The organism is Eubacterium sp. AF15-50, from assembly GCF_934835595.1.
Classification (GTDB): Bacteria; Bacillota; Clostridia; order Lachnospirales; family Lachnospiraceae; genus Eubacterium_G; species Eubacterium_G segne.
Genome location: NZ_CAKVZL010000014.1, coordinates 18355 through 30815, shown reverse-complemented (window position 1 = coordinate 30815; position 12461 = coordinate 18355). Strand labels below are relative to the sequence as shown.

13 protein-coding genes and 1 tRNA gene are annotated in these 12461 nt (G+C 35.6%); 3 read left to right on the top strand and 11 right to left on the bottom strand.

Annotated elements, in window-relative coordinates:
- Nucleotide 1 precedes the first annotated feature (1 nt).
- A tRNA-Tyr gene (locus tag Q5O73_RS03275) sits at nt 2-83 on the bottom strand.
- 184 nt (nt 84-267) lie between these two features.
- Between Q5O73_RS03275 and srtB the strand changes: the two genes are divergently transcribed.
- The 3 genes from srtB to Q5O73_RS03260 all read left to right on the top strand — a co-directional run bounded on the left by srtB (nt 268) and on the right by Q5O73_RS03260 (nt 2772).
- The gene (gene srtB / locus Q5O73_RS03270; RefSeq protein WP_021952166.1) at nt 268-1029 is read left to right on the top strand and encodes a class B sortase; all 762 of its coding nucleotides are present in this window, start codon (nt 268-270) and stop codon (nt 1027-1029) included.
- A complete protein-coding gene (locus tag Q5O73_RS03265) occupies nt 1013-2416 on the top strand; it encodes an LCP family protein (RefSeq protein ID WP_302669028.1) in 1404 nt (467 codons plus the stop codon). The genes srtB and Q5O73_RS03265 overlap by 17 nt, the downstream gene beginning before the upstream one ends.
- A gap of 98 nt (nt 2417-2514) precedes the next feature.
- Nucleotides 2515-2772, top strand: coding sequence for a hypothetical protein (locus Q5O73_RS03260; protein ID WP_118589233.1), 258 nt, complete (start codon nt 2515-2517; stop codon nt 2770-2772).
- Nucleotides 2773-2826: 54 nt separating this feature from the next.
- Here Q5O73_RS03260 and Q5O73_RS03255 read toward each other — a convergent pair whose 3' ends face one another.
- The 10 genes from Q5O73_RS03255 to Q5O73_RS03210 form a co-directional block, all read right to left on the bottom strand.
- Nucleotides 2827-4854 (bottom strand): alpha-glycosidase, encoded by a 2028-nt coding sequence (locus Q5O73_RS03255; protein WP_302669027.1) that lies wholly within the window; start codon nt 4852-4854, stop codon nt 2827-2829.
- An 18-nt stretch (nt 4855-4872) separates the two neighbouring features.
- The gene (gene ftsH / locus Q5O73_RS03250) at nt 4873-6696 is read right to left on the bottom strand and encodes an ATP-dependent zinc metalloprotease FtsH (protein ID WP_368075833.1); all 1824 of its coding nucleotides are present in this window, start codon (nt 6694-6696) and stop codon (nt 4873-4875) included.
- 19 nt (nt 6697-6715) lie between these two features.
- A complete protein-coding gene (gene hpt / locus Q5O73_RS03245) occupies nt 6716-7240 on the bottom strand; it encodes a hypoxanthine phosphoribosyltransferase (RefSeq protein ID WP_021952161.1) in 525 nt (174 codons plus the stop codon).
- Nucleotides 7241-7244: 4 nt separating this feature from the next.
- Nucleotides 7245-8603, bottom strand: a complete 1359-nt coding sequence (gene tilS, locus Q5O73_RS03240; RefSeq protein ID WP_021952160.1) for a tRNA lysidine(34) synthetase TilS — start codon at nt 8601-8603, stop codon at nt 7245-7247.
- Between the two features lie 134 nt (nt 8604-8737).
- Nucleotides 8738-10459 carry a SpoIIE family protein phosphatase gene (locus tag Q5O73_RS03235; protein WP_302669026.1) on the bottom strand — a complete coding sequence of 574 codons (1722 nt, stop codon included), beginning with the start codon at nt 10457-10459 and terminating at the stop codon, nt 8738-8740.
- 155 nt (nt 10460-10614) lie between these two features.
- Nucleotides 10615-10872 carry a septum formation initiator family protein gene (locus Q5O73_RS03230; RefSeq protein WP_021952158.1) on the bottom strand — a complete coding sequence of 86 codons (258 nt, stop codon included), beginning with the start codon at nt 10870-10872 and terminating at the stop codon, nt 10615-10617.
- A 4-nt stretch (nt 10873-10876) separates the two neighbouring features.
- Complete coding sequence (yabQ, locus tag Q5O73_RS03225) at nt 10877-11359, bottom strand: spore cortex biosynthesis protein YabQ (RefSeq protein ID WP_302669025.1); 483 nt, start codon at nt 11357-11359, stop codon at nt 10877-10879.
- Complete coding sequence (yabP, locus tag Q5O73_RS03220; RefSeq protein WP_302669024.1) at nt 11359-11643, bottom strand: sporulation protein YabP; 285 nt, start codon at nt 11641-11643, stop codon at nt 11359-11361. Before yabP ends, yabQ begins: the two co-directional genes overlap by 1 nt.
- 73 nt (nt 11644-11716) lie before the next feature.
- Nucleotides 11717-11959, bottom strand: a complete 243-nt coding sequence (locus Q5O73_RS03215) for an RNA-binding S4 domain-containing protein (protein ID WP_302669023.1) — start codon at nt 11957-11959, stop codon at nt 11717-11719.
- A gap of 213 nt (nt 11960-12172) precedes the next feature.
- Entirely contained in the window at nt 12173-12445 is a 273-nt protein-coding gene (locus tag Q5O73_RS03210; RefSeq protein WP_021952154.1) for an HU family DNA-binding protein, read from the bottom strand.
- Nucleotides 12446-12461: the final 16 nt, after the last annotated feature.

Below are 12461 nucleotides of genomic sequence, written 5' to 3'. Positions count from 1 at the left end.
ATGGGCAGAGGTGGATTCGAACCACCGAAGCAAGTTGCAGCAGATTTACAGTCTGTCCCCTTTGGCCACTCGGGAATCTGCCCATTCACAATATATATTTATATCACATTACTTAAAAAAGTGCAACAACATTTATTGCATATTCCAAATTATTTCCATTATATTCACCAAATCTTTTTCTTTTTCATTTTAATCTTTGACACAAAGCTATATTGATACTATACTGTTTATAATCCAGAGGCAAATATAGGAGAACAATACTACAAAATGAATAAGAAAAAATTATTTTGGGGTGTAACCTTTATTGTAGCAGTTATTGTTTGTGTAATTTGCGGTTATAAAATCATTTCCTACTTTCTAAGTGACGGTGGAAATTCCGCAGAATACATTAATCCTGAAACAGAAACGAATACTGCCACTTTGGTTAATACCGTAGAAAATCACAATATAAACTGGGTTAAGTTGCAGGAAAAAAATTCCGACGTTTATTCATGGATATATATTCCTAACACCAACGTTGATTATCCTGTAGTACAGCCGGGTAAAAATTTATCTGATGACTTTTATCTTAACCATAATGTAAACAGGGAAAACGAATTTGCCGGTGCTATTTATACGGAAAAGCAAAATGCAAAGGATTATTCCGACCCTGTAACCGTATTATACGGGCATAATATGCTTAACGGTTCTATGTTTAAGTCACTTCATAAATTTGAAGATGCTAAGTTTTTTAAGAAAAACAAATATATCTATATTTATATGCCAAATCACCGTTTAACCTATAAAATTTATGCAGCTTATGTATACGATGACAGACATATTCTTAATGCCTTTAAGCTTAGCGACAAAAAAGTTCTAAAAAAATATTTTGAATATACCACAAATCCGAATTCTCTTTCAAAAAATATCAGGAAAGTGTCTCTTGATATAAACAGTAAAATAATAACACTTAGCACTTGCACCAATGGTGCTGAAAATACACGATATTTAGTACAGGGGGTTTTAATTAAGGATGAGCAAACCAATTAATTCTTTAACTGAGGACAAAGATTTAGAAAATTTAAGCAATGCCGGGGATAATACAGATAGCACTGTTTCCCACAATTTAGACAAAGAAGAAAGTAGTACTGAAAAAGAGGTTAGTGATGCTCACTCCTCACACCATCATCACCATCATTATCATCACAATACCGATGTAATTCATGATAATGGCGATGGTGAAACTTTTGAGGTTGATTGGGATACAATTGAAAGAAATTACAAGCACAGACATCACCATCGTTCTCATTCATCCGGGGAATCAGATGATAAAGCTTCTGATATATCTCATTCAAGTGATAATCACAAATTTAATAAGGGGCATCTTTCAAGAGGAAACAGCAAAATAAATAATAAGAAAAAACGCATGAGCAAAAAGAAGAAGATTTTTCTTGGCATATTAATCTTTTTACTGTGTGTTATTCTGGGAATTGTAGTAACATTTTTCGTAATGAGATATTTAGGTCAGAAAAAAATTCTTAACTATGACAATGTTAATATGAGTTTCCCTAAGGATATTGATTACGAAAATAATGGACGTATTGTTTATTACAATGGTCATACATATGAATTTAATGATAATATTGCAAGTATACTGTTTATGGGTATCGACAAACGTGAATTAGTAAACGATGCAGTAGCAGCAACAGCCGGTCAGGCTGATGCACTTTATTTATTAACATATGATACCTCTAACGGACATATTAAAGTTCTGTGTTTAAACAGAGATACCATGTCAGAGGTTATCAGATACAATGCTGCCGGCAAATATTACGATACAGAAACAAAACAAATTTGTCTTGCTTATGCTTATGGCAACGGTAAAACCACCAGTGCGGAAAATCAGGTTACTGCCGTGGAAAGATTAATATACAACATTCCAATTAATGCTTACTATGCTATCGACCTTTCTGCTATTAAAGTAATAAATGACGATATTGGTGGGGTTACGGTAACACCTGAGTATACTTTTGGAAGCTTTACAAAGGGACAATCCATTACCTTAAAAGGTGATTTAACAGAGGAGTTTGTACGACACAGGGATACAACCCTGCTTGACGACAACCTAAGACGTATGTCATGTCAGAGGCTATATCTTAATTCCTTTACTTCTCAGATTGTGCCTGCGATAAAGGATGACTTTACTTTGCCACTTAAGCTTTATCAGGATAGTTCTGAATACACGGTTACCAACATAAATCCTAATATTATGACTTATTTGGCATCATCCCTTGCCACTAACTATTCAGGACTTAACATGATAACCACCAAAGGTGAATATAAAATGGTAACAGGGGATGCTTCTGCTGAGTTTAAGTTAGACAAAAACGACTTTTTTGAAAAGATACTTGATATATATTATAATAAAATCAAATAATAGATTTAGTTTTGTTATAAAAAATATTTGATTTTTAATTTCATTAATGTATAATGGTATAAGATATTAGAAAGATTTTAGTTATGGAGGTTAAACTTATGAAAAAGAATTTACTTGCTTTATTAGCTACATTGATATTGACTTTTGCATTTTCAGTAAACTGTTTCGCAGCTGTAAGCCCATCAGCAACTGTTATCCCAACTGATGAGGAAGTTACAACAGGTAACGGTGGTGGTGGAAACACTTCACAGACATCACCAAAAACAGGTGCTAACATTGCTTTAGGTTTTGTTGCTGTTGTTTCAGCAGCTGGCGTTGCATTAGTATCAAAGAAGAAATTTTCAGAGGCTGAATAATTTAATTTTAATATAAAAAATAGTTCCAACATTTTGTTGGAACTATTTTTTATATTATATACTTCTGTACACAACTGCACTTTGACCGGGAACACGTATATGAATATGTCCGTCTTCCTGAGCTGTTTTTATCCTTCCACAGTTATAGAACTCTCTTGACGTCTCTATAAGTCTCTCCCATACTGTATCATCTTCCTTTCCAAGAATTAGAACCGGAATATTTATCTCCATATCACTATTAGAAGTATTTATGGCAGTGACCACAGCATCCTTATCATCAAAACGTCCATAACATACTAGATCTTGGTTACTTGCAAGTGGTTTGTAGGAACCTGTTTTTAGCACTTTATTATGTCTGTGAAGGGCAATTGCTTCTCTGTAAAATTCCATTATTTCCAGATTTTCTTTCCCCCATGGGTAGGTTCTTCTGTTATCCGGATCAGTCCATCCACAGACTCCCGCCTCGTCACCGTAATACAAGGTTGGTGCTCCCGGAAGAGTCATCTGCATTATTACACCCTGCTTAAAAATGGCTTCGTTGATATTCTCCTGTGCCGCTTTTGTTCCGGATGTTGCCACACGACCTACCATTTTGTTAGTTCTTGTTAAAAACCTTGAATGGTCATGATTAGACAATTCGTTCATGGCAACTAACGACGATTCCGTCTGAAGTCTTGATAAAAAATACTTTATGGCATGATTAAAAGCCTCAGCATTTCCCAGCATCGAAGGATTTGAATTATCAGAATGCTTATCCACACCTGTAAGAAACCATGATACAGGATCCATAAATCCGTCATAGTTCATTACCGTATCCCACTGGTCTCCCCTCAGCCATGCATTTGCATCACCATAATACTCCGCCAAAATAATTGCATTAGGATTTGCCTCTTTTACGGCTTTTCTAAACTTTCTCCAAAACTGATGGTTAAACTCCTCGCTATGTCCTAAATCTGCTGCCACATCCAATCTCCAGCCGTCTACATTATAAGGAGGTGATACCCATTTTCTACCTATGTTAAGAATATATTCACATAGTTTTTCGCTTTCCTCATAGTTAAGCTTTGGCAATGTGTCAAATCCCCACCAGCCCTCATAACTTCCGTTATCCGGCCAGCTTTCATTTCCAAATTTGAAAAAGGAACTGTAAGGGCTATCCTTAGATTCATAGGCTCCCGGGTGGTAATTTTTATTTCCCCGATATATTCCCTCTCTGTCCATCCATTTATTAAATGAACCGCAGTGGTTGAAAACACCGTCTATAATTACTTTTATTCCCTTTTCATGGGCTTTTTTTACCAGTTTAATAAATAATTTATTACTTTCCGCAAGATTTTCTAAATCAGTTGTTCTGATTTTGTACTTATCTGCAGAAAAATTATTTGATGCATAATGTGCTACTGTACCCCCACCGTCATTTACTATTTTTCCAAAATGAGGGTCAACAAAGTCATAATCCTGAATATCATACTTGTGATTAGAAGGCGAAACAAAAATAGGATTAAAATATATTACCTCAATTCCTAATTTGCTTAAATAATCAAGTTTGTCTATTACCCCTTGAAAATCTCCTCCATAAAACTGCCGTGTCCCATCTACTGCCGAAGGCTCGCTCCAGTTATCCACATGGGACACACCCCGTCCAATATATATATACTCATCATTTACCACATCGTTGGACTTATCCCCATTGCAAAAACGGTCAACCATAATCTGGTACATTACTGCACCCTTTGCCCAATCCGGTGTGGTAAATCCGGGAGTAAACTCAAACTCCCACTCATTTGAACAATACTCACTTGCACCTGATGCATCATAAAATAAAATCTTACGACTATCCGCTACCTTAAAATGGTATCTCACCAGTTTTTCCGGCAACGCAAGACTTACGCTGAAATAGTCGAAACTTCCTTCATGCTTTTCACAACACATCCTCATTTCTGTATTTCTAATACATAAAAAAGCCTCATTTACTTCCCCTGCTGCCGTTCTAAGAACAAATGTATATATGCCTTTTTCTTCGTCATATCTTAAAAACCTTTGTGTTCCATCGTGAAATAAAGCTTCTTTCCGTCTGTTCATCTTATAAAACCTTCTTTTCTAGAATAATGCCTCAAATTCTTCCTGACCGATTTTTTCCTTCTCCATTAAGAGATTTGCAGAAGCATGAAGCTGTTCCATATAATCTTTTATTATTGCTTTAGCCTTTTCGTAGCAATCTTCTACAATGTCACGGACTTCCTGATCAATAGCTGATGCAGTATTTTCCCCATATCCCTTTGAATGTGCCAAATCTCTTCCGATAAATACATCATCTGAATCGTCATCGTAATTAATAAGTCCAAGCTTCTCTGAAAATCCGTATTTAGTAACCATGGCTTTTGCCGTAGCCGTAGCCTGCTTAATATCCTGAGATGCACCTGTTGTAACATCATCTAAAATAAGTTCTTCAGCAATACGTCCGCCTAAACTTACCATAATATCCTGAATCATTTTTCCTCTTGTTAAGAACATTTCGTCTTTTCCCGGAAGAGGCATAGTGTAACCTGCTGCCCCTGCACCTGTAGGAATAATGGAAACTGTATGAACAGGTCCCACATCCGGAAGTACATGGAAAAGAATTGCATGACCTGATTCATGGTATGCAGTAATTCTCTTTTCTTTTTCAGATATAATTTTGCTTCTCTTTTCCTTACCAATTCCAACTTTAATCATTGCCTTGTTAATTTCTTCCTGGGTAAGAAATGCCTTTCCTTCCTTGGCAGCAAGAATTGAAGCTTCATTTAAAAGATTTTCCAGATCAGCTCCCGTAAATCCTGATGTGATCTGTGCTATCTGCTGTAAATCAACATCGTCACCAATAGGCTTATTCTTGGCATGAACTTCCAAAATCTCTTTTCTTCCTTTAACGTCAGGTCTTCCAACCATAACTTTTCTGTCAAAACGTCCCGGTCTTAAAATAGCCGGATCTAATATGTCCACACGGTTTGTTGCAGCCATAACGATAATTCCCTCGTTAACACCAAAACCATCCATTTCAACTAACATCTGGTTAAGTGTCTGTTCACGTTCATCGTGTCCACCACCCATACCTGTTCCACGTCGTCTTGCAACGGCATCAATTTCGTCAATAAATATAATACATGGTGCATTTTTCTTTGCTTCCGCAAATAAATCTCTTACTCGTGATGCACCTACACCTACAAACATTTCCACAAAATCAGAACCTGAAATAGTGAAAAACGGAACCTTTGCTTCTCCTGCAGTTGCTTTAGCCAAAAGAGTTTTACCTGTTCCCGGAGGCCCCTCTAAAAGTACACCCTTAGGGATTCTTGCCCCAAGATCAATGTATTTTTTAGGATTCTTAAGAAAGTCAACTATTTCTTCCAATTCCTCTTTTTCTTCTTCTAAACCGGCAACCTTTGAGAAATCCATGTTTTTGATATCAATAACCATCTTTGCACGACTTTTTCCAAAGTTAGCCATTTTACCACCGCCACCATTAGCGTTGGCGTTCATCATCATAAAAACAATTAATACCACAACTCCTAAAAGAATCATTGGCAAAACAGTTGTAAGAAAAATGCTGTCCCTGCTTACATCCTCTAAATAAGGTCGGATGTCTGTTCCAACATTATTGTTGATTTCCTCAATATCATCAGATACTTTATTTACATCTGAAACATAAACACTTTTTGTTTCGTCATTTTTTAATTTAACAATAATCTTTCCTGTAGGAATTTCCTTATTCTGTTTTATGGTGATTTCACTGACATTTTTATTTTTCATGTCATTTAAGAAATCTTTGTATTTATAGTCGCTGGTTATAAGACCTCCACAGATATTATAAAGTACGTATCCAATAACTAATATCAGAACCACAATATATATCTTTGAAAGACTACCCCTTTTTAATGTGTTCAAATCTGCCTCCTTAAATGTATTATAATTCTACTATTCCAATATATGGTAAATCCCTGTAGCTCTGATCGTAATCAAGACCATAGCCTACTACGAATTTGTCTTCAATTTCAAATCCTACGTAATCAACGTTTACGTCATCTACTTCTCTTCTATCCGGCTTATCTAACAATGTAGTAACCTTAAGACTTGCAGGCTTTCTCTCTTTTAACATAGGAATAAGTCTGCTTAATGTATTTCCTGAGTCAATTATGTCTTCCACAACAATAACATCAAGACCTTCAATGCTTTCATCTAAATCCTTTTTAATTGTAATGGTTCCTGAGCTTTCAGTTCCTGAGCCGTAGCTTGAAACACTCATAAAATCCAGTGTTACCGGAACTGTTATTCTCTTTGCCAGTTCACATGTATAAAAAACACTTCCCTTTAAAATGCAAATTAATCTTATTTCCTTTTTGGCATAATCCTTACTTATCTGAGCTGCCAGTTCCCTGATTCTTTTGTCTAACTTTTCCTCACTAATGTACTCTGCTATTTTGTGTCTCATAGTATTACTCCTTATTTTTATAATTTATTCTTATAATGTTCTTTGTTTCCGGTGTAACCTTATAATATGCACTGATTCTATATCCCGGAATCCACACAATATGGTTTCCGTCAGCTAACAGCGGCATGGTATCTCTATCCTCTTTTTTTATTTTTTCATTAATAAAATATTCCTTGAGTTTTTTCTTCCTGCCGTTATCATCAATTACAATGTAATCACCCTTAGCTCTTGTTCTCAGAATTAACTTATCTATTTTATCATAATCAAGCCATTTCGTATATACTAATTCCTTTATATTTTCCCTGTTAAATCCATTATTTTCACTAACAATTTCTACTGTGTCGTCTTTAAAAATCCTGCCCTTATCAATTAGGACTTTTTCCTTGAAATCCTGCTGTTTATTTTCAGCTTTTTTTATTATAACTCCGTCATATTCCTTTACTGCAATAAGATTATAAGGAAGATTTATTTTTTTTGAAACCTGACCTTTAAATAATGTGGCAACGTCCCTTACATGAACATCCATTATGTCCTTAAGGCAGCCTGCCTGATTTTCAATAACCCGCCTTATAACCTGATTTTTAACAGCGGGATGGAGAAATTCTCCCTCATTTAAAATTAAATTACCCTTTACATATTTTTTATATTCTGCATCAACCTGCTGCTCCATATAATCATTAATTTCACTTAATTTTTCAGCCGCATTTACAATATTATATTCAGCTTTTTTATTTATATTTTCTTTTATATAGGGCAAAAGCTCCAATCGGATTTTATTTCTTGTATATTCTGTAGATTTATTTGTTATATCCATACAATAACTAATGTTTAAACTGTCTAAATATGCTTCAATTTCTGCCCTTGTTACACAAAGAAGTGGTCTCACAATTTTGTCCCTTTGTACCGGAATGCCTGTCATTCCCTTAATTCCCGTGCCTCTGAACATATTAAACAGTATTGTTTCACTATTGTCATTTAAATTGTGTGCCACTGCGATTTTATCAGCCTTTAGTTCATTTGCCAGCTCATAAAAAATTCTGTATCTTTCCCTTCTGCCGGCTTCCTCCTCCGACATACCGGTTTTCTTTACTATTTCAGGCACATTAATATGGTATGGAAAAAAAGAGAGATTTTCCTTTTCACAAAATTCTTTCACAAAGTTTTCGTCTTCCAGGGCATCCCCTCCCCTTATTCCGTGATTAACATGTACCACATAAAGTTTAAGATTTAATCTATGTTTTAGTTTACATAAAACTGTAAGCATACAAATGGAGTCAGCGCCTCCTGAAACTCCCAGTATGACGCTGTCTCCACTGTCAAATATTCTATTTTCTTTTATAAATTTAAAAACCTTTTCAACCATATTTCTAATATACTTTATGGTGGTTTTTCTGTCAAATATATATAGTTCATTTAGTTTCCTACATAATGTAACGCCCCCTCCCTTCGGTCAGCGGCAATTCGTCGGAAACATTCCTATAAATGAACTTCGTTCATTTAGTTTCCTCCTCCTCCAATTTTTTCCCATATTCCGGTACAAAGCACCGTCATGTCATCCTTCGGGATTCCATCTGTCATTGCCAGTGTCCTGCTTAAAATATGTAATGCCATTTCTCTTGGACTTGAAGTATTTATTTCCATAATCAAACGTCCCATTGCCTCCTCCTTATCTTCACATTTCAGGGCATCCACAATGCCATCCGAAATCATTATTACAAAATCTCCATCATATAATTTTTTTGTTATTGCCTCTACATCCACCTCCTGAAACACTCCCATGGGAAGGGATGTGGATTTGATACATTCCACCCAGCTTCCTCTTTTAATATATGTGCACGCCGCACCCAGTTTTAGAAACTGACAAATACCGGAATACTGGTCTATTAATGCCATATCCACCGCAGTAGGCTCCTGCCACTGATTTCCTGCAAGAAGTATTGAATTAATCAGTTTAAGTGACGTACTTTCAGAAAAACCGCTTTCAGACAAATGTTCAAGCATATCAATTATCATCTCACTGTATTGTTTGGCTTTCTTTCCTGAGCCCATCCCATCACATATACTCATAAATGTCTGTCCCGTATTCATTTCCATCACTGTAAAGTTATCCCCGGAGCATTCTTCATCTTCCCTTGTTCTTCTTGCTGTTCCGCTAATTGTCATAAAATAAACTTCCTCAAAGAAACAATACTGACTAAAATCCTCTCTTAAATCCATTATGTTCTCCTTAGATGCCCGCATTTTCTTTCCTAAGGCTTCAGACACAACATTTTCCATTAATTCTACTTTTATGTCTCCTTTAGCCCTTTTCTTTGCCATCATGCGAACCTCCAGCCGTCCTTTTCCATTTTCATTAATGGATATTTTTCTGGTAAGTATTTTTCTTTCTCTTAGCTTATGCTTTAAATAGTCATTCATTCCAAACAAAACCTTTGTTTCATCATACATGGGTTTGGTATAATACTCCAAAAGTTTTGCCATTTCATTTAGCTGTATCGCCATTGCCTCCCTGGTTTCCAACATTTTGTTGTACCAAAGATAATTCAATCTGGCCCTTTCCAAATACTGTATCTGCCCATTTTCACACCCTCTGCATATATTTCCTTCAATTTCTCTCTCAATTACCCCCTCCATAGGAATTTCCTGATTCCGCTCAAAGGCTGACATTTTCTTTATTTCCGTTGCCAGACTTTTAAAAGCCTCAGATGTTCTTATCATTCCCTCATTCTTTTCATTTTCCAGATTCTTGTAATCTCCGGGATAATTTTTGTCTCTTGGGTAATAATACATAACCTTTTTTACAAAGTATGTAAATATTATGGTGGTTGACCATGTAAGCATTACTATAGGAACTAATCCATATAACTCCCGCTTAACCATTCCATTCATAGCCCAGTCCATTGCTTCCACAGCCGTTGCTACTATAGATACTATTACCGCCGCAATATATGGATTGTATTCGGCCACTCCTTTTTTATATCCGCTTACACACAAGCCTGTTGTTGCCATCATTGTTCCATATTTTATTGCTGCTAATAATCCCCCCCACTTAAATATAGTAACTACCATTATGGGCCATGCCACAAAAGGTAAAAATTTTACTATGCATAGCGCACTGTAGTAGCTTTCTGCTATAGGAAAAAATCCAAGCATTGGGACTATGCAGGTTCCCACTCCTATCATTAGTAGAAAAAATAATTTGAGTATTTTTCGGCTCATTACTCCCTCCTTGCTTATTTTTTACACAAGAAAGTATACCCCCTGTCAAAGTTTTTTTTTGTCAAAATAAAGGCTGATAATCCTTATAATTTTCGACATCAACTTAAAAAGGTTCCAAGGACTGCTAATTAGTAACATCCTCGAAACCTTTTAATTTATTCTTCCGGCTTTATAATAACCTCATTAGGATAAAGCAATCCTAACTTCCTTGCCATCTCTTCTATATAACTGTCAGTCTTTACATATTCTTCTCTTTCCTTTAGTTCCTCTGACAGCTGTAATTCCTTTTCATACTTCTTCTGTAGCTTGCTTTCCTGTGCTTTTAGTTCATTTAAGGTTTTGTACTGGTTATACATTTGTATGCCCATTACTATACAAAAAGCAACTACCACAAAAGATATGGAAAGTATCATTCTTTTACTCTTTATTCTTTTTTGCCTTATGGTGTTTAGCCTTGACGTGGCTCTTCTTCCGCTTTCTTCCGGCATTCTTTTTTTCCTTCTTTGCTCTTATATTTTTAATTACCTTATAAAATATAAGTTTAACCACTTTACATAACTTTTTCAATGGCTTTGCTAAAATTCTGCCAAGTTTTTTTATTCTTAATGCTAAAGCATCTATAATTTTCCTGCCAATAATCCATTCAAAAACCACCATGGTGCCAAGAGCCATAATCACAGAGAAAAAACGTGGTTTTCCATAATTGTATCTTAAAAATATGTTAAACATAAATATTGATGCAAAAGTCCAGTAAATGGCATCTTCAACTATTACCCTAAACAGCTTTGCAGGAAATATCCGCCTTAATATCCGCACTACATCGTAGCATATTATTAAAACAATTCCCCCATAAATGCTCATAAGTATAAGCATTGCCTCTTCACTTATCTGCCCGCTCATTATTTAAACATCCTTTTAAGAATGGATTTTCCTTTTTTTCCATAATCCTTAACATCTGAATAAACAATGCTGTCTACCGTTCCCTCAATATCTACTTCTCCCTTTTCAAGGCTAAGTCTTGTAACCTTAATGTCACTACCCTTAATATGAATCATTCCCAAGGTTGATTCTAACAGAATCTGGGTTAAATCAAAGGATACAACATCTTTTATGCCTGTAAGGGTAAGGCGTTTTCTATTGTCCATTGAAAGTTTGTGAGATTTTGATATATTACTTTGTTCCATAGGATAACCACCCCAAATTTCTTATAGGACAATATATTCACAATAACATAATTTATGCTTTTAAGTTGCCTTATCAGCTTAAATCCTTATACATTTCTGAAGCGGCTTCCTTCTTTACCATCTCGTTTAAATTTAACACCTCTACCTTTACGGTTCTTTGTCCAAACTGTATCTGTATAATGTCACCTACCTTAACATCATAGGATGCCTTAACCACCTTGTCGTTTACTAAAACTCTTCCGGCATCGCATGCATCATTGGCAACTGTACGTCTTTTTATTATTCTTGATACCTTTAAAAATTTATCTATTCTCATTTCTGTGCCTCCTTTTTTTTAATGTAAATATAATAAAAAAAATAAATGCGTACTCACAAAAGTTGTAAGTACGCAATGCTTTCAATAACTATAACTTACGAAACGGTGTAGGATTACCGTTTCATAAATTTGCTTCGCAAATCACGCCATTTCATGGCTGGTCAACTACGATTTCGAAACACCTGATGTGTTTCAAAATCTATATATTACAAATTAGTTAAGAGCGTTCTTTAAAGCTGCACCAGCTTTGAATTTAGGAACCTTAGCTGCAGGAATTGTGATTTTTTCCTTTGTTGCAGGATTGATTCCCTGACGTTCAGGTCTTTCAGCTGCTTCAAATGTACCAAATCCAACTAACTGAATCTTTTCACCTTTCTTCATTTCTTCTACTACAACGTCTGTGAAAGCCTTAACTGCTTTAGCTGCGTCTGTCTTTGAAATTCCAGCTTCTTCTGCGATAGCTGCTACGAATTCTGTCTTGTTCATCGTTATTCCTCCTTGA